The following is a 17,547-nucleotide window of genomic DNA, read 5'->3' as shown; positions in this document are numbered from 1 at the left end:
ATGAAGAATACCCGCCTCACCTTATTGGGCAGCCTGCTGATGCTGGGCCTCGCCGCGCCCAGCCAGGCTTTCGACCTGGTCGGCGCCTGGCAGGCCGCCCGCGACTACAACGCCGATTTCGCCGCCGCGCGCGCGCAACGCGAAGCCGGCCAGGAAAAACGGGTGCAGGGCCGCTCGCAACTGCTGCCGCAGGTCAGCCTGAACGGCAGCTACGCGTACAACAACCCGCTGCAGCCCAACCGCATCGCCGACGCCTTCGGCAACGTGGTGGGCAACACCCCCTACGAAACCCACGGCTACACGCTGGGGCTGCAGCAGCCCTTGTTCGACGCCGGCAAATACACCGGCTACAAAAAAGGCGAGATCGGCACCCGCCTGGCCGACACCACCTTCGACGCCGCCGAACAGCAGCTGATCCTGGACATCGCCCAGGCCTATTTCGACGTGCTGCGCGCCCAGGACACGCTGGCCGCCACCCGCGCCAGCAAGAAAACTTATCTGAACCTGCTGCAGCAGGCCAAAACCGCGTTCGAGGTCGGCACCGCCACCATCACCGACACCAACGAGGCGCAGGCCGGCTACGACGGCGCCGTCGCCCAGGAAATCAACGACGCCAACAACCTGGAGCTGGCGCAGCACAATCTGCAGCGGCTGACCGGCCTGGAGCCCGGCGCCATCCAGACCGTGCGCGACCAGCTGCCGCTGGACCCGCCCAAGCCCGCCGGCCTGGACGCCTGGCAAGACCTGGCGCTGCGCAACAGCCTGCGCATCAGAAGCGCCGAGCAAAACCTGCAGCTGGCCGAGCAGACCGTCACCGAGAAACGCGGCAACCACCTGCCCACCGTCACCCTCAATGCCGGCTACGCCGACAATGTCAGCAACCAGTACGGCAACTATCCGCATACCCGCGGCAGCAATGTCGGCGTCACCGTCAGCGTGCCGCTGTTCGCCGGCGGCGGCATCAATTCCCAGGTGCGCGAAGCGGTGGCGCAGCGCGAAGCCGCGCGCGATCAGCTGGAATCCACCCGCCGCCAAGTGCGGGAGGACGTGCGCAAGGCATTCCTGGGCGTGACCAACGGCGCGGCGCTGGTGCGCGCCCAGCAGCAGCTGCTGCTGTCGGCCAAAAGCAAGGTGGACTCCACCCGGCTGGGCAAGGAAGTGGGCATCCGCACCAGCATCGACCTGCTGCAGGCGGAGCAGGCCTACTACACCGCGGTCACCAGCCTGGCCAACGCCAAATACAGCTACCTCACCGCCAAGCTGGCGCTGGCCCAATCCGCCGGCCAGCTGGCGCCGCAGGTGCTGAACGAGGTCAACCAAGTCATCGTCCGCTAAACTCCGCTGCCCTCGCCGCCGCATGCCCCGCCATGCGGCGCGCCTTCCCGCTGTGCCACTCCCGCCACAAGTGTTTAACTTTTTATTGCATGTGTAGCTTTTTGCTAAACACGCTCATAGAATGATCCGCTAACGCGCCGGCATGCCGCCGGCCCGATACCGACAACGCCGAGGCATCGCCAGCCGATCGCCGCGCGGCCCCGAGGAGACCTCCATGAGCCAGCAGCAACTGATGCAACGCAAAGCCGACGCCACCCCGCGCGGCGTGGGCGTGATGTGCGGTTTCTTCGCCGAACGGGCGAAGAACGCGGAAGTGTGGGACACCGAAGGCCGGCGCTACATCGATTTCGCCGGCGGCATCGGCGTGCTCAACACCGGCCACCTGCACCCGAAAGTGGAAGCCGCGGTGGCGGAGCAGCTGTCCCGCTTCAGCCATACCTGCTATCAGGTGGTGCCTTATGAATCGTACATCCGCCTGGCGGAGAAGCTGAACGCGCTGACCCCGGGCCAGCACGCCAAGAAAACCGCGCTGTTCACCACCGGCGCCGAAGCGGTGGAAAACGCCGTCAAGGTGGCGCGCGCCTTCACCGGCCGCCCGGGCATCATCGCCTTCGGCGGCGCCTTCCACGGCCGCAGCCTGCTGGGCATGGCGCTCACCGGCAAAGTGGCGCCGTACAAACTTAACTTCGGCCCCTTCCCCTCCGACATCTACCACGCGCCCTATCCCAGCGCGCTGCACGGCGTGTCGATAGCGGAATCGCTGACCGGGCTGGAGCGGCTGTTCAAGTACGATATCGACCCGGCGCGCGTCGCCGCCATCATCTACGAGCCGGTGCAGGGCGAAGGCGGCTTCTATCCGGCCCCGGCGGAATGGGTGAAAGCGCTGCGCGCGCTGTGCGACCGCCACGGCATTCTGCTGATCGCCGACGAAGTGCAATCCGGCTTCGCCCGCACCGGCAAGCTGCTGGCCAGCGAGCATTTCGACGCGGTGCCCGACCTGATCACCATGGCCAAATCGCTGGCCGGCGGCTTTACGCTGTCGGCGCTCACCGGCCGCGCCGAAATGATGGACGCGCCGGCGCCGGGCGGCCTGGGCGGCACCTATGCCGGCAACCCGCTGGCGGTGGCCGCGGCGCTGGCGGTATTGGATGTGATCGAAAGCGAGAAACTGCTTGAGCGCGCCCAGCGCCTGGGCGACGCGCTGAAGGAAAAACTGAACGGCCTGAAAACCGCGGTGCCGCAAATCGCCGAAGTGCGCGGCCTGGGCGCGATGATCGCCGTGGAATTCAACCAGCCCGGCAGCCACACGCCCGACCCTGACTTCGCCAAGAAGGTGCAACAGCACGCGCTGGCCAACGGCCTGATCCTGCTGACCTGCGGCGTCTACGCCAATGTGGTGCGCTTCCTGTTCCCGCTGACCATCGAAGACGAGATCTTCGCCGAGGCGCTGGGCAAGCTGGAAGCGGCGCTGAAAGCCTGATCGACTGACACTATTCTCCCCTGCGAGCGGTCGCGCCTGATGGCGCTTCCGCTCGTTTGCACAAGGAACACCCCGATGCTCACTCTGCAAGACGCCAAGCTGCTGCGCCAGCAATGCTATCTGGACGGCCAATGGCTGGATGCCGACAACCGCCAAGCCATCGCCGTGCAAAACCCTGCCACCGGCGAAACCATAGGACAGGTGCCGAAAATGGGCGCAGCCGAAGCCGAGCGCGCAGTGGCCGCCGCCGCGCGCGCCTTCCCGGCCTGGAAGGCCAAGAGCGCCAAGGAGCGCGCCGCCATCCTGCGCCGCTGGTTCGACCTGATCATCGCGCACCAGCAGGATCTGGCCGTGATCCTGACCTCCGAACAAGGCAAACCTCTGGCCGAGGCCAAGGGGGAGATCGCCTACGGCGCCAGCTACATCGAGTGGTACGCCGAGGAAGCCAAGCGCGTCTATGGCGACATCGTGCCCGGCCCGGCCGGCGACCGCCGCGTGCTGGTGACCAAGGAGCCGATCGGCGTCACCGCCGCCATCACGCCGTGGAACTTCCCCAGCGCGATGATAACCCGCAAGGCCGCGCCGGCGCTGGCCGCCGGCTGCACCATGGTGGTCCGCCCGGCCAGCCAGACCCCGCTGTCGGCGCTGGCGCTGGCCGAGCTGGCCGAGCGCGCCGGCATTCCGCCCGGCGTGTTCTCCGTCATCACTGGCGGCTCCAGCGAAATCGGCGCGGTGCTGACCGGCAGCGATACGGTGAAGAAGTTCTCCTTCACCGGCTCCACCGAAGTCGGCCGCAAGCTGATCGCCCAGTGCGCCGGCACGGTGAAGAAGGTATCGATGGAGCTGGGCGGCAACGCGCCGTTCATCGTATTCGACGACGCCGACCTGGACGCCGCAGTGGAAGGCGCGCTGATCTCCAAATACCGCAACGCCGGCCAAACCTGCGTTTGCGCCAACCGCCTCTACGTGCAGGACGGCGTCTACGACGCCTTCGCCGAAAAGTTCGCCGCCGCCGTCGCCACCTTGAAAGTCGGCAACGGCCTGGAAGCCGGCGTCAGCCAAGGTCCGCTGATCGACCAGAACGCCGTCGCCAAGGTGGAAGAGCACATCGCCGACGCTCTGGCCAAGGGCGGCAAGCTGATCGCCGGCGGCAAGCGCCACGCGCTGGGCCACACCTTCTTCGAGCCGACGCTGATCGCCGACGTCACCAGCAATATGAAGGTGGCGCGCGAGGAAACCTTCGGCCCGCTGGCGCCGCTGTTCCGCTTCCAGACCGAGGAAGAAGCGATCCGCCTGGCCAACGACACCGAGTTCGGCCTGGCCAGCTATTTCTACGCCCGCGACGTCGGCCGCATCTTCCGCGTCGCCGAAGGCCTGGAGTACGGCATGGTGGCGGTCAACAGCGGCCTCTTGTCCAACGAGGCCGCGCCGTTCGGCGGCGTCAAACAATCCGGCCTCGGCCGCGAAGGCTCCAAGTACGGCATCGAAGACTATCTGGAAATCAAATACGTGCTGCTGGGCGGACTGGACCGCTGAGCGGCACGCCCCATGACAAGAGCCGCCCGGCATGCCGGGCGGCTCTTGTCGTTTCGCGGTTGGCGCTCAATGCGCGCCGCTGGTGTCCACCTTGCCCTGCGGCGCGCCCGGCTTGGCCAGCCACACCACGCCGATCAGACCCAGGAACATCACCGCCGATCCCCAGAATATGTCATTGGCCGCCAGCATATAGGCCTGGGTGCTGATCTGACGCTCCAGCAGCTGGTAGGACTGGCTCAGGCCATACCCCATGTCCGACAGCTGATTCAAGCTGATGCGGGTGGCCGCCGAGAACGACGACACCGATTCGCCCAACTGCACGTGATGCAGGCTGGCGCGGCTGTCCCACAAGGTGCTGGCCGCCGACGCGCCGAACGCCCCCGCGGTGATGCGGGCGAAATTGGCCAGACCGGAAGCCGCGGCCAAGCGTTGCGGCGGCAGGCCGGACAGGGTCAGCGCGGTCAAAGGCACGAAGAAGGTGGCCATCGCCGCGCCCTGGATGAACTGCGGCAGCATGATGGTGGCCACGTCGGCCTGCATATTGAAGCGCGAGCGCAGGTAGCAAACGATGGCGAACACCAGGAAAGCGAAGCTGGCCAGCACGCGGGCGTCGAAGCGGCCGATGTTCTTGCCTATCGTCGGCGACAGCAGCAGCGCCAGAATGCCCACCGGCGCGCTGACAATGCCGGCCCAGGTGGCGGTGTAGCCGGCGAACTGCTGCAGCCACAGCGGCAGCAGCACCAGGTTGGCGAAGAAGATGCCGTAGCCCAGCGACAGCGCCAGCGAACCGATGGCGAAATTGCGGCTCTTGAACAAGGTCAGGTCGACGATGGGATGCTCTTCGGTGATTTCCCAGATCACGAACAAGATGAATGCGACCAGGGCCGCCAGCGCGAGCGCCACGATCTCGCCGGAACCGAACCAGTCCAGCTCCTTGCCCTTGTCCAGCATCACCTGCAGGCAGCCGACCCAGATGATCAACAGGCCCAGGCCCATGCGGTCTATCGGCTTCTTCACCCGCGGCGACTCGTAATCGCGCAGCAGCACCCAGGTGAGCCAGGCGGCGAACAGGCCGGTAGGCACGTTGATATAGAAAATCCACGGCCAGGAGATATTGTCCGAAATCCAGCCGCCCAGAATAGGCCCCAGCACCGGCGCGATCATGGTGGTCATCGCCCACATCGCCAGCGCCATGCCGGATTTTTCCTTGGGGTAAGCCTGCAGCAGCAGGGCCTGGGACAGCGGAATCATCGGCCCCGCCACCGCGCCTTGCATGATGCGGAACAGGATCAACGACTCCAGGCTGCTGGCCATCCCGCACAGCAGCGACGCGATGACGAACAGCACCACCGAGGCCACGAACAGCCGCACCTGGCCGTAGCGCTGGGTCAGCCAGCCGGTCAGCGGCACCGCGATGGCGTTCGCCACCGCAAACGAGGTGATCACCCACGTTCCCTGGCTGGCGCTGACGCCGATATCGCCGGCGATGGAGGGAATGGATACGTTGGCGATCGTGATGTCCAGCACGTTCATGAATGTCGCCATCGCCAGCGCGATGGAGGCCAGCACCAGCCTCATGCCGGTCAGCGGCGTCGTTTGGGCAGCTGCACTCATGCTTTTCTCCTTAACGGCTCAGGTTGGCGGCGATGATGTGCTTGGCCATGTCGTCGGCGGCGGCGGCCTGCTCCTGGTACACGCGGGTTTCCGCCACCGCGCGCGCCGGCGCTGCGCTGGACAGCTGCGCGCCGCTCTGGTCCTTGACCTCCACCTCGGCCTGCATCGACAAGCCCACGCGCAGCGGATGCGCCTTCACCTCGGCCGGATCCAACGCCACCCGCACCGGCAGCCGCTGCACCACCTTGATCCAGTTGCCGGTGGCGTTCTGGGCCGGCAACAGCGAGAAGGCGCTGCCGGTGCCCGCTCCCATCCCCACCACTTTGCCGTGGTACACCACGTCCTTGCCGAACAGATCGGCGCTCAGGGTCACCGGCTGGCCGATGCGCATATGGCGCAGCTGGCTTTCCTTGAAGTTGGCGTCCACCCACAGTTGATCCAGCGGCACCACCGCCATCAGCGGCGCGCCGACGCTGACGCGCTGCCCCACCTGGGCGCTGCGGCGCGCCACATAGCCGCTCACCGGGGCGACGATGGCGGTGCGCGCCAGCGCCAGCTCAGCCTCCTTCAATTTGGCCACCGCCTGCACCACCGCCGGATGCTGCTGGATGCCGCCGGCGCCGGACAGCGCGCGGCTGCTGGCCAGTTGCTCTTGCGTCGAATTCAACGCCGCCTCGGCGGTCTGCACCGTGCCCTGGGCGTGGCGGATTTCCTCGGCCGATACCGCGCCGCTGCCCGTCAGCTCCTGCCGGCTGGCCAGGTCGGCCTTGGCCCGGGCCAGTTCGGCGGTCTTGCCGGCCACATCGGCGGCGCGGGACGCTTGGGTCGTGTACAGGGTCTGGGTCTGGCGCACCACCTGCGCCAGCTGCGACTTGGCTTGGTCCACCGCCAGCTTGGCGTCGGACTGGTCCAACTGCACCATCACGCTGCCGGCCTTGACGAAATTGGTATCGTCGGCGCGGATCGCCACCACGGTGCCGGCGGTTTGCGGAGTCAGTTGCACCACGTTGCCGGCCACATAGGCGTCGTCGGTGCTTTCCAGATAGCGGGCGGAAGCGAACCAGTAGCTGCCGTAAGCCACCGCCGACACGGCGAGGCCGGCGGCCAGCATCAGCACCAGGCTCTTGCGGCGGGCCTGCAGATTGGCGGCGGGTTGGTTGGAGGCCGGCAGGGTGGCGGTTTGAGTGGTCATGTTGTTTTCCTTTGCGCGATGTGAATGAGGTTCAGGCTTGCTTGGATTCGGCGAGGGACAGATCCAGACCGCCCCCCAGCGCATGATTGAGACGGATCGCGGTTTGCAGCCGCAGAGCCTGCAGATCGATGTCCGCGGCCTTCTGCGCCAGCAGCCGGTCTTCGGCGCCGATCACCGCCAGATAGCTGGACAGGCCCTTGCGATAACGGCTCTGCGCCGCCTGGTCGGCGGATTCGAGCTGGCGCAACGCCGCCTCGTGCTGGCCCTGGCGATTGGCCAGCGAGCGCCAGTTGCCGACCTGATCGGCGACATCGCGCAGCGCATCCAGCACCAGTTGGTTGTACAAAGCCACTTCGGCGTCGTAGTCGGCGTTGCGCAGCGCCAGGCCCGCCCGCAGCCTGCCGGCGTCGAACAGGGGCAGATGGATCGCCGGCCCCAGATTGAAGATCTGGCTGCCGCCCTTGAACAGATCGGACGCGTTCAGCGCGTCGCCGCCCACGCCCGCCATCAGGTCGATGTTCGGGTAGAAATCGGCCTTGGCCGCCTGGATATCGTGGCTGGCGGCCTCGAGACGCAGCTTTTGCGCCGCCACCTCCGGCCGCCGGGCCAGCAAATCGCTTTCCAGCCGGGCGGGCAGGCGCAGCTCGCCGCCCATCTTCAGCGTCGGCCGGGCCAGAGCCTCGCCAGCGGCCGGATCCATTCCCGCCAGCACCGCCAGCCGGTGCCGCAGCAGCACCGCCTGGTTGCCCAGCGCCTCCACGTCCGCCCGGGCCATCGACACCGACGCGCCGGACTGTTTCAGCTCCACGTCCGAATCCAGGCCAGCCTTGAGCCGCGACTCGCGCAGCGCCACTTCGCGCTCCCGCAGCTGCACGCGCTGTTCCGCCAGCGCTTTTTGCTGCTCCAGCCGGGCCAGTTCGACATAGCTCTGGCTGACCGAGCTGGCCAGCGCCAAGCCCACGGCCTGCGCCTCCAGCCGGGCCGCGTCGCGGCGGTTCAGCTCGGACAGGGTGCGTTCGCGGTTGCGGCCCCAGAAATCGAACTCATAGTGGAAATCCAGCCCCAGCTCGACCGAGTTGTAGCTGCTGCCGGCCAGCGGCGCCGGGAAGGCGCCATGCGCGCTGAAACGATGGCGCGACGCCACGCCGTTCAGATCCAGCTGCGGCCCTTCGGCTGCGCTTTGTCCGGCCAGGAAGGCCCCGGCTCGCTCCAGCCTGGCTTGCGCCTGAATCATCGTGGGAGAGGCGCTCAGCGCGCGCTGGATCAGATCGGACAATTGCGCATCCTGGAAGCGTCCCCACCAGGCGGCCTCTGGCCAGGCCGCTTGCTCAGCGACCGCCGCCGCCGACGCCGCGCCCAGCTTGAGCGTTTCCGCGGCCAGCGGCCGCGCTTGCGGCGCCAGGCCATGATCGCTGGCGCAGCCTGCCAGCAGCAGGCTGGCGCACAGCGTGGTCAACCACAGTTTCTTGTTCATGTTCGCCTCCTGATCCTTGCCATGGCTTTTACTGCCATGGCAGGGATTCAGTTAAAAAAAATTCAGGGGTTGAGATTCGCGCTCAGCTGCGCCAACAAACGTCTCAGCGCCGCGAAATCGTCGGGGTGGAAGTTGACCAGCGCCCGGTTGAGCACCTCCACCGCCGCGTCCACCAGCTCCGGCCGCAGCTGCCGGCAGATGCTGGTGGGCTTGACCAGCACCACGCGCCGGTCATCCTTGCTGCGCAGACGGTGGATGAAGCCCTTCTCCTCCAGGCGATCCAGCATCCGGGTCATCGACCCGGTATCGCATTCCAGCTGCCGGCACAGATCCGAGGCGCTGCGAACCTCGCCGCTCAGCACCCTCATCAACACCTTCCATTGCGCGGCGGTGAGTTCGAGCGGCTCCATGCGCTGGTCGATCTGCCGCAGCAGCTGGTGGTGCAGACTGGCGATCTGCTGGCCCAGGCTGGTGTCGATGCGGTAGGTTTCCGCGCTGTAAGGGGTGAAGAGCGGCGAGGTCGCTGCGTGTTCCATGGACTTTCCTTTCCAATCAGAGCGTTTTGCCGGCTTCGGACGGCAAACCGCTTTGGACATACAGCAGAGACGACAGCGTGATCAGGATCAGCGTCATGTGCACCACCTGCACCGCGCCTTGCTTGATCCAGTAGCCGAACCACAGGCCGCCGCAGGCGAACCACAGCCACAGCAACAGGAAGCAGGACAACGCGGCGATGGCCACCACCCTGGCCTGGCGGAATCGGCGCAGCTCATTGCTGACCACCGCGCGGGCAAAGGCCAGCGCCGCCGCCCACAATCCGGCGGCCACGCACAGCTGGAAGCCGATCACCGCGTGCAGCAGGCTGGGCACCCATTTGGCCGGCCAGGCATGCCAGACCAGGCCCTGCCCCAGTTGATGATCCATCGACAGCAAATCCATCGACAGCATGTGGCCCAGCAGTACCTGGTTGGTGCCCGGATCGGTGATGTTGTTGAACACCGCGATGCTGAGCCAGGCGGCGAGGCCGGCCAGCAGCAGCAGGCGGCTGATTGCGGCAATGCGAATAGACATGACGGTTTCCTTAGAAAGAAACGGAAGGCTTGAGCACCGGCCAACCGCGTTGATTGGCCGCGCGCACCAGTTCCGGATCGCGGGCCACCACCGATGGGTGGCCGACGGTTTCCAGCAATGGCAAGTCGGAAATGTGGTCGCCGTAGCCGTAGCAGACGGCGGCATCGGAGCCGCAACGCGCCAGGAAGGCCAGTACCGCGGCCTGCTTGCCGGCGCCTATGGTCTGCGGCGACAGCAGTTCGCCGGAGTAGCGCCCGTTTCTGACCTCCAGGCGGTTGGCCAGCACATGGCGCACTCCCAGCGCCTCCGCCAGCGGCTGCAGGATGTCCACCGACGAGCCGGAAACGAAGACCGGCTCGACGCCATGGTCGATATGTCTTTGCAGGGCGTTCAGCGCCGGGCGGATGTAAAAGCCATCCTGGCTCGACACTTCGGCGAACCACGCCTTGGCGGCGGCGGCCAGTTGCTCGGGCGCATGGCCGGCAAACTCGCGGAAGAAGGCGCGATTCACCTCGCTGCGGTCGCAGCCGCAATCCAGCAGGTCCTGCAGCCGGCGGCGGGCGCGCCATTCCTGCAGGCGGCCCAGCACGGGGCCGAAGCGGCGCAGAAAGTAGTAGCGGCGAAAGCTGAACATGCTTTTCATATCGATCAGCGTTTCGTCGACATCGAAAAACGCGAAGCGGGCAGTATCCATATCAGGCTCCACGGGCCGGCCAAACCGGCCCCGGGTCGGTTGCGGGATGGGCGGTCAGGCAGCCAGCGCCTTGGCTTCGGCCGGGGCCAGGCTCAACGCCTGGCGCGCCTCTTCCAGAACCGCGTTCAGCGCTTTCTCAGCCAGCTGTCTCTCGCGGGGCGCCAGATAGGCATCGTCGAAGACCGCGAACTTGACCGCCATGCTGGCCGCCGGCTTGCCGTTCTGCCACACCTCCATGTTCGCGCTGAAGTTGTAGCGGCCGGGGCGCGGCTGCTCGCTGGTCAGCACCGTGTAGCGGATGCTGGCCGGCAGCGGGAAGGCGAACTCGAGGAAGCTCATATTCATTTCGTTGATCACGAAATAACGTTTGGACGGCGCATTCTCATCCAGGCAATGCGCTTCGGTGGTGGCGATGAACATCTGGCGGCAAGCCTCGGTCAAGACCATGCCCTGCACATGGAACCCGGTCAGATGGTCCAGCAGCAGTTCGCCATGCGCGTCGAGCAGCAGGTCGGCCTCGAAGTGATGGGCATCGACCCGGCGCGGCGTCGAAATCAGGATGTTCTCCGCCTTGTGCTTGTGGGAGAGCGCGCGGCCGGCCGGCGCTTCGCAGCTCCACAGCCGCCAGTGCGACAATTCCTCAAGCAGGCCGAGGCTGCTGCCCAGCGCGTACACTTGGTCGCGCTGCGCCTGGTTCAGTCCCTGGCCGGCCACCAGGCGGCTGCCCCTCAGCTCCTCCAGCTGGTTGCTGCGCAGCTGCGCCAGCAAGGTTCCCAGCGTTTGCACGCCTTCCAGTTGCGCGAAAGTGGCGAATTCGTCGGCTACGATCAGCTGAATGGTCATATTGATTTTTCCTCTTTTATTTCAAAGTCTTACAGTTGATTTTTTTTTGGAATGAAAACGGTTCACATTGTCTACTGGCTCAGGCGGTCAAACGCTCGGCGACCCAGCTGTCATGCAGCCATTTTTCGGTCTGGCGCTGTGCCCTGAGGAAATCCCACACCACATCCCGTTCGAAAGTCAGCACCTGGCCTTGCGCGCCGACTATCACCCAGAAATAGCGGCCATCCTTGCTATTGCGGCATTTCACCTTCATGCCGGTCAGCGTCCGGGCGCTCTTGCCGCCGTGGCCGTCATCGACCAGGAACATCTCGCCATGCGGCTTGATCCACTGCAGCGACAAGCCATCGATCAGATCGGGCGCATGCTCGTCCAGATAAGCCACTGCATGCCGATATGCCTCACGCTCGTCGGGCAGCGCCGCGGAAATCAGGTCTTGCGCAAAATGCGTGGCCCCCAGCAAGCCGCCCTCTTCCGCGATAAGCAAGCTGAAATGCTCGCCGCCCAGACCCGTGTTCAATCCATCTTCGCGCTCATAGCGCAGGTGCCAGGCGGAGCGGCCATCCACGCGGACTTGCTGAACCTTGGCCAAGCTGTCAAAACCTGCCGGCGGCGTCAGCCACTCGCCAACCGAAGCGGGCAGGACATGTTGCAGAAGTGCTTGCATCGTGTTTCTCCAGGGGTGATAAGAAAATTGAAAACTCGATTCCATCCAGGCCAATGCCAGCGCGTCGCCCTGCCGCTGGGCGGCTGCCTCAACAGTATTTAGCTGATAACAATTTAGCATGCTAAATATAATCCCTAAATAAAGGCCGCACTGCGGCCTGGCCGATGTATGACTGTTCATGCGGCAGCAAACGCCTGCTTGATCAGTCTACGCAGATAATGCTGACTCACGATCCGAGCACTGCCAAACGCTGAGCCCACCTTGTGTCTCAGCTCATGATCATAGGATATTTTCTCGGCTATCATTTAGCAAGCTAAATAATGCATAGACAGAACTTTGCATCTCAAGCTGTTACCAATTCGCATCACACTACCCAAAACAAATTTTAAAACTCATTAAAATTCAAATAGTTAAAAATATTAAATGACATTGCCATTTTTGCCACAGCATTCAAAAATGGCTTGAGCAGAATGTTTCCGATCGCAACCTCTGCAACATGTCCCTTCCCTTTTACCCCGCGGACGCGCAACCGCCACCCCTCATAGCGCCGCAAGCGGCAGGATTGGCGCAACGCAACGTCCATGGCGCGTCGGCATGCCGACGATGAGGGAAGACAAAAGCGGGAAAGAGACACCGGAAACGCAAAGAAGGGATCCGCTCGATGGCCAACCAGCGAATCATGGACACGCGAAGTGAAGAGGCTAAGCGATTGGGGACACGAAGCAAACGAGTGAATCGAGGCGGACGTTCACATGCGGCGCCTCGCTTCCCACTCGACGGCATAGATGAAGCGCCGACATTCGACCAAGGCGCCAAGGCCTTAGCATTGACCAGATACGGTCTGGTCGGGATCGCGTCATTGCCGTCATGGCAAAGCGGTAATGGGAATCACGCCAGGATAGCGGCGGCCGGCAGCGGCGGCGTCAAAGGCCGCGGCGCGACTCTTGACCAGGATATTTCAACAGCAGCAAGCCGGCGGCTGGACCACCCAGCCCTGAAGCGCAGCTTGCCAAGCAAGGCAGGTACAGACCCATCCATGCCCTTTGCACGCCTCCCGGCGGCGCAATGAACATCAATTCGACAGCGCAGCGGTTTCCCGGCCAGACTCGGCATGCCTCAACGCTTGAGTCAAGCGCGCCATCAACTCGCATAATTGCAGACGATCGGCCGTGTTGAAATCACTCATCAAGCGCGCCACCCACAAATAGTGATCAGGCAGCACCTGCGCCAGCAAGGTCTCTCCCTCCGGCAGCAAGCGCACGATCCAGGCTCGCCTATCATTGGCGTCTTGTTCACGCCGGCATAGATCCGATCTTTCCATGCGATCGATGATGCCTGTCATCGTAGGAGAGGAGACGCTGACGCCTTCCGCCAACTTCCCCAGGCCCAAACCGGACGGATTGCGCTTTAGCAGCAGCAAAACAAAGAATTTGGTCTGCGACAGGCCATGGCGAGCCAGATTAGCCTCAAACGCCAGCATCATGTCGCTGGTCGCCTTGGCGACCTGCAACCAAGTCTGCACCCCCTCCAGGTCCGGGTTATGGTATTCCTTGGCAAACTTGGACAAGGTTTCGAAACTGGGCAGGTCTTTCAACTCAAACATAGTCATGATTTACACACCAAATTAATATGGCGCCTCAAATTTAGCAGGCTAAATATATATAGTCAAATAGAGTATTTGTTTATCATTCCCTGCCGCTGAAGCCGCCCTCCTTCGCCGAACGAACGACGGCTTGCTCACCTGGATCGCCAAACCCCTCTCGTCAGCCTGGCGCATACATCGGCATGCGACAAGCTTGCAATCGTAGGCCCGACAATGGAAGCCAATCATACAATCCAAATATCCGGCCGTAGAGCAGAACCTGAACTTTATGACTAAATAATTATATTATTTCCACATAAATCTGCAAAAAATAGCACAACCCGCACTATTAAATATCACAACGCAGCACAAAACCATGCACACGACTGGCGCCTAGCCGCACCAGCTGAAGCGTTGAAACAAGGCCCGCGATCGGGCAAGCGGCACGTCGACTGCCCAGTCAAAGCCCGCCAGGCGCCTGACGGGCAGCGGGATGTGCCCCCTCGCGGGGACTGACGGATGGGCAGCGGCGACGGACGGTCGCCGCGGGGGAACGGGGAGAGGACGGCAAGGCCGAAACGACGCCGCCCGGCGGGCGGGGCAGAAACGCAGAAACCCCAGCTCATCGAGCTGGGGTTCTGTATGGGGCGTCTGGCGGTGTCCTACTTTCACATGGCGAATGCCACACTATCATCGGCGCTAAGGCGTTTCACGGTCCTGTTCGGGATGGGAAGGCGTGGGACCACCTCGCTATGGCCACCAGACATAAACTGTACAAACTTAAAGAAGCCCGAACCCGTCTCTCAGACAGATTCGCATATATTCGGTATTTGACGTACGTCGCACATCCACTCTCTTGTGTCTCAGTTTCCCAAGCCACTCAAATGATAGGATCAAGCCTCACGAGCAATTAGTATCGGTTAGCTTCACGCCTCACAGCGCTTCCACACCCGACCTATCAACGTCCTGGTCTCGAACGACTCTTCAGGGAGGTCAAGCCTCCAGGGAAGTCTCATCTTCAGGCAAGTTTCCCGCTTAGATGCTTTCAGCGGTTATCTCTTCCGAACTTAGCTACCCGGCGATGCCACTGGCGTGACAACCGGTACACCAGAGGTTCGTCCACTCCGGTCCTCTCGTACTAGGAGCAGCCCCCGTCAAACTTCCAACGCCCACTGCAGATAGGGACCAAACTGTCTCACGACGTTTTGAACCCAGCTCACGTACCACTTTAAATGGCGAACAGCCATACCCTTGGGACCGGCTACAGCCCCAGGATGTGATGAGCCGACATCGAGGTGCCAAACACCGCCGTCGATGTGAACTCTTGGGCGGTATCAGCCTGTTATCCCCGGAGTACCTTTTATCCGTTGAGCGATGGCCCTTCCATTCAGAACCACCGGATCACTATGTCCTGCTTTCGCACCTGCTCGACTTGTCGGTCTCGCAGTTAAGCTACCTTTTGCCATTGCACTATCAGCACGATTTCCGACCGTACCTAGGTAACCTTCGAACTCCTCCGTTACACTTTGGGAGGAGACCGCCCCAGTCAAACTGCCTACCATGCACTGTCCCCAATCCGGATCACGGACCAAGGTTAGAACCTCAAAGGGGTCAGGGTGGTATTTCAAGGTCGGCTCCACCAGAACTAGCGTCCTGGCTTCAAAGCCTCCCACCTATCCTACACAAACCACTTCAAAGTCCAATGCAAAGCTACAGTAAAGGTTCACGGGGTCTTTCCGTCTAGCAGCGGGTAGATTGCATCTTCACAAACACTTCAACTTCGCTGAGTCTCAGGAGGAGACAGTGTGGCCATCGTTACGCCATTCGTGCGGGTCGGAACTTACCCGACAAGGAATTTCGCTACCTTAGGACCGTTATAGTTACGGCCGCCGTTTACTGGGGCTTCGATCAAGAGCTTGCACCCCATCACTTAACCTTCCAGCACCGGGCAGGCGTCACACCGTATACGTCCACTTTCGTGTTGGCACAGTGCTGTGTTTTTGTTAAACAGTCGCAGCCACCGATTCTCTGCGACCTGTCAAAGCTTCGGACGCGAAGTCCTACACCTCAACAGGCATACCTTCTCCCGAAGTTACGGTATCAATTTGCCGAGTTCCTTCTCCTGAGTTCTCTCAAGCGCCTTAGAATTCTCATCCTGCCCACCTGTGTCGGTTTGCGGTACGGTTCTTGTGCAGCTGAAGCTTAGTGGCTTTTCCTGGAAGCGTGGTATCAGTCACTTCAGGTCCGTAGACCCTCGTTATCACGTCTCGGCGTTAAAGAAGAGCGGATTTGCCTACTCTTCACGCCTACCGGCTTGAACAGACTATTCCAACAGTCTGCTGACCTAACCTTCTCCGTCCCCACATCGCACTGCACAAAAGTACGGGAATTTTAACCCGTTTCCCATCGACTACGCTTTTCAGCCTCGCCTTAGGGGCCGACTCACCCTACGCCGATGAACGTTGCGTAGGAAACCTTGGGCTTTCGGCGAGCGGGCTTTTCACCCGCTTTATCGCTACTCATGTCAGCATTCGCACTTCTGATATCTCCAGCATCCCTTACGAGACACCTTCACAGACCTACAGAACGCTCCCCTACCACGGACGCTTACGCGCCCATCCGCAGCTTCGGTTATCAGTTTGAGCCCCGTTACATCTTCCGCGCAGGACGACTCGACCAGTGAGCTATTACGCTTTCTTTAAATGATGGCTGCTTCTAAGCCAACATCCTGGCTGTCTATGCCTTCCCACTTCGTTTACCACTTAACTGATCATTTGGGACCTTAGCTGGCGGTCTGGGTTGTTTCCCTCTTGACGATGGACGTTAGCACCCACCGTCTGTCTCCCATGCTTGCACTTTCCGGTATTCAGAGTTTGCCATGGTTTGGTAAATCGCAATGACCCCCTAGCCATAACAGTGCTTTACCCCCGGAAGTGATACATGAGGCACTACCTAAATAGTTTTCGGGGAGAACCAGCTATCTCCGAGTTTGTTTAGCCTTTCACCCCTATCCACAGCTCATCCCCTAGTTTTGCAACACTAGTGGGTTCGGACCTCCAGTGCGTGTTACCGCACCTTCATCCTGGCCATGGATAGATCACTCGGTTTCGGGTCTACGCCCAGCAACTAAAGCGCCCTATTCGGACTCGGTTTCCCTACGCCTCCCCTATTCGGTTAAGCTTGCTACTGAACGTAAGTCGCTGACCCATTATACAAAAGGTACGCAGTCACGGAACAAGTCCGCTCCCACTGTTTGTATGCATCCGGTTTCAGGTTCTATTTCACTCCCCTCCCGGGGTTCTTTTCGCCTTTCCCTCACGGTACTGGTTCACTATCGGTCGATCACGAGTATTTAGCCTTGGAGGATGGTCCCCCCATATTCAGACAGGATTTCGCGTGTCCCGCCCTACTTCTCGTATGCTTAGTACCAAGAATGCGTTTTCGTGTACGGGGCTATCACCCACTACGGCGGTCCTTTCCATGAACCTTCCACTAACGCAATCTCTATCACATACAGGCTGTTCCGCGTTCGCTCGCCACTACTTACGGAATCTCGGTTGATTTCTTTTCCTTCAGCTACTTAGATGTTTCAGTTCGCTGAGTTCGCTTCCTCTGACCTATGTATTCAGTCAGGGATGACCCCTAAGGGCCGGGTTTCCCCATTCGGATATCGCGGGATCAAAGCTCTATTGCCAGCTCCCCCGCGCTTTTCGCAGGCTTACACGTCCTTCATCGCCTGTGATCGCCAAGGCATCCACCAGATGCACTTAGTCGCTTGACCCTATCATTTCAGCAGCCTAAGCCACTAAAACAACAAGTGTGTTTGTGCGACGACTGCACCGCCCCTTTTGATATGGCGACGCAGCCTTTGATACAATCAAATACCCAAGATGACGATTCATTCAACGAAAGACTTAACTCTCGCTGTTTGTTTCGCCGTCTTAATATATTCGGCTTCTTCAGTTTGTTAAAGATCGGGCGTATTGCTGAGCAGCTTTCGCTGCACGCGAACAACGCAAACAGAATCAAACTCGATCAAGTTCGTTTTTGTTTGCACTGTAA

Annotated in this window: 13 protein-coding genes and 2 rRNA genes; 3 read left to right on the top strand and 12 right to left on the bottom strand. The window is 61.9% G+C overall.

Going from position 1 to position 17,547, the window contains the following annotated elements; genetic code table 11:
- The 3 genes from U6115_RS04680 to gabD all read left to right on the top strand — a co-directional run bounded on the left by U6115_RS04680 (window position 1) and on the right by gabD (window position 4,351).
- Window positions 1-1,335, top strand: a complete 1,335-nt coding sequence (locus tag U6115_RS04680; RefSeq protein WP_043579712.1) for a TolC family outer membrane protein — start codon at window positions 1-3, stop codon at window positions 1,333-1,335.
- A gap of 214 nt (window positions 1,336-1,549) precedes the next feature.
- The gene (gene gabT / locus U6115_RS04675; protein ID WP_043579710.1) at window positions 1,550-2,815 is read left to right on the top strand and encodes a 4-aminobutyrate--2-oxoglutarate transaminase; all 1,266 of its coding nucleotides are present in this window, start codon (window positions 1,550-1,552) and stop codon (window positions 2,813-2,815) included.
- A 75-nt stretch (window positions 2,816-2,890) separates the two neighbouring features.
- A complete protein-coding gene (gene gabD, locus U6115_RS04670) occupies window positions 2,891-4,351 on the top strand; it encodes an NADP-dependent succinate-semialdehyde dehydrogenase (RefSeq protein ID WP_043579708.1) in 1,461 nt (486 codons plus the stop codon).
- A gap of 66 nt (window positions 4,352-4,417) precedes the next feature.
- On the opposite strand, the gene U6115_RS04665 is transcribed toward gabD, so the two are convergent.
- From U6115_RS04665 to U6115_RS04610, 12 genes are all read right to left on the bottom strand, one after another.
- On the bottom strand, window positions 4,418-5,965 hold the full coding sequence (locus tag U6115_RS04665; protein ID WP_043579706.1) for a DHA2 family efflux MFS transporter permease subunit: 1,548 nt from the start codon (window positions 5,963-5,965) through the stop codon (window positions 4,418-4,420).
- Window positions 5,966-5,975: 10 nt separating this feature from the next.
- Window positions 5,976-7,157 (bottom strand): HlyD family secretion protein, encoded by a 1,182-nt coding sequence (locus tag U6115_RS04660; RefSeq protein ID WP_047237397.1) that lies wholly within the window; start codon window positions 7,155-7,157, stop codon window positions 5,976-5,978.
- Between the two features lie 31 nt (window positions 7,158-7,188).
- Entirely contained in the window at window positions 7,189-8,631 is a 1,443-nt protein-coding gene (locus U6115_RS04655) for an efflux transporter outer membrane subunit (protein ID WP_043579704.1), read from the bottom strand.
- 62 nt (window positions 8,632-8,693) lie between these two features.
- A complete protein-coding gene (locus tag U6115_RS04650; protein ID WP_043579702.1) occupies window positions 8,694-9,167 on the bottom strand; it encodes a MarR family winged helix-turn-helix transcriptional regulator in 474 nt (157 codons plus the stop codon).
- A 16-nt stretch (window positions 9,168-9,183) separates the two neighbouring features.
- Entirely contained in the window at window positions 9,184-9,702 is a 519-nt protein-coding gene (locus U6115_RS04645) for a DUF2165 family protein (protein WP_043579699.1), read from the bottom strand.
- A gap of 10 nt (window positions 9,703-9,712) precedes the next feature.
- Window positions 9,713-10,396 carry an HAD family hydrolase gene (locus tag U6115_RS04640; protein WP_043579698.1) on the bottom strand — a complete coding sequence of 228 codons (684 nt, stop codon included), beginning with the start codon at window positions 10,394-10,396 and terminating at the stop codon, window positions 9,713-9,715.
- Window positions 10,397-10,450: 54 nt separating this feature from the next.
- The gene (locus U6115_RS04635) at window positions 10,451-11,239 is read right to left on the bottom strand and encodes an AfsA-related hotdog domain-containing protein (RefSeq protein WP_043579697.1); all 789 of its coding nucleotides are present in this window, start codon (window positions 11,237-11,239) and stop codon (window positions 10,451-10,453) included.
- A 79-nt stretch (window positions 11,240-11,318) separates the two neighbouring features.
- Entirely contained in the window at window positions 11,319-12,083 is a 765-nt protein-coding gene (locus tag U6115_RS04630) for a hypothetical protein (RefSeq protein ID WP_146008366.1), read from the bottom strand.
- A 205-nt stretch (window positions 12,084-12,288) separates the two neighbouring features.
- Window positions 12,289-12,486 carry a hypothetical protein gene (locus tag U6115_RS04625; protein WP_146008367.1) on the bottom strand — a complete coding sequence of 66 codons (198 nt, stop codon included), beginning with the start codon at window positions 12,484-12,486 and terminating at the stop codon, window positions 12,289-12,291.
- 489 nt (window positions 12,487-12,975) lie between these two features.
- A complete protein-coding gene (locus U6115_RS04620) occupies window positions 12,976-13,512 on the bottom strand; it encodes a MarR family winged helix-turn-helix transcriptional regulator (RefSeq protein WP_197466010.1) in 537 nt (178 codons plus the stop codon).
- 622 nt (window positions 13,513-14,134) lie between these two features.
- Window positions 14,135-14,249, bottom strand: a 5S ribosomal RNA gene (gene rrf, locus U6115_RS04615).
- Window positions 14,250-14,374: 125 nt separating this feature from the next.
- Window positions 14,375-17,266: ribosomal RNA gene (locus tag U6115_RS04610) — 23S ribosomal RNA — on the bottom strand.
- Between the last annotated feature and the right edge of the window lie 281 nt (window positions 17,267-17,547).

Source organism: Chromobacterium subtsugae (genome assembly GCF_035919665.1).
Classification (GTDB): domain Bacteria; phylum Pseudomonadota; class Gammaproteobacteria; order Burkholderiales; family Chromobacteriaceae; genus Chromobacterium; species Chromobacterium subtsugae.
The sequence above is the reverse complement of the archived record's forward strand: the minus strand, read 5'-3'. Positions and strand labels throughout refer to the sequence as shown.

Excerpts from the sequence above, each read along its gene's own strand:
- U6115_RS04650 (WP_043579702.1), bottom strand. The coding sequence starts at position 9,167 with ATGGAACACGCAGCGACCTCGCCGCTCTTCACCCCTTACAGCGCGGAA.
- U6115_RS04635 (WP_043579697.1), bottom strand. The coding sequence starts at position 11,239 with ATGACCATTCAGCTGATCGTAGCCGACGAATTCGCCACTTTCGCGCAA.
- U6115_RS04625 (WP_146008367.1), bottom strand. The coding sequence starts at position 12,486 with ATGGACGTTGCGTTGCGCCAATCCTGCCGCTTGCGGCGCTATGAGGGG.
- U6115_RS04645 (WP_043579699.1), bottom strand. The coding sequence starts at position 9,702 with ATGTCTATTCGCATTGCCGCAATCAGCCGCCTGCTGCTGCTGGCCGGC.
- U6115_RS04640 (WP_043579698.1), bottom strand. The coding sequence starts at position 10,396 with ATGGATACTGCCCGCTTCGCGTTTTTCGATGTCGACGAAACGCTGATC.
- gabT (WP_043579710.1), top strand. The coding sequence starts at position 1,550 with ATGAGCCAGCAGCAACTGATGCAACGCAAAGCCGACGCCACCCCGCGC.
- U6115_RS04630 (WP_146008366.1), bottom strand. The coding sequence starts at position 12,083 with ATGAACAGTCATACATCGGCCAGGCCGCAGTGCGGCCTTTATTTAGGG.
- U6115_RS04680 (WP_043579712.1), top strand. The coding sequence starts at position 1 with ATGAAGAATACCCGCCTCACCTTATTGGGCAGCCTGCTGATGCTGGGC.
- U6115_RS04660 (WP_047237397.1), bottom strand. The coding sequence starts at position 7,157 with ATGACCACTCAAACCGCCACCCTGCCGGCCTCCAACCAACCCGCCGCC.
- U6115_RS04620 (WP_197466010.1), bottom strand. The coding sequence starts at position 13,512 with ATGACTATGTTTGAGTTGAAAGACCTGCCCAGTTTCGAAACCTTGTCC.
- U6115_RS04655 (WP_043579704.1), bottom strand. The coding sequence starts at position 8,631 with ATGAACAAGAAACTGTGGTTGACCACGCTGTGCGCCAGCCTGCTGCTG.
- U6115_RS04665 (WP_043579706.1), bottom strand. The coding sequence starts at position 5,965 with ATGAGTGCAGCTGCCCAAACGACGCCGCTGACCGGCATGAGGCTGGTG.
- gabD (WP_043579708.1), top strand. The coding sequence starts at position 2,891 with ATGCTCACTCTGCAAGACGCCAAGCTGCTGCGCCAGCAATGCTATCTG.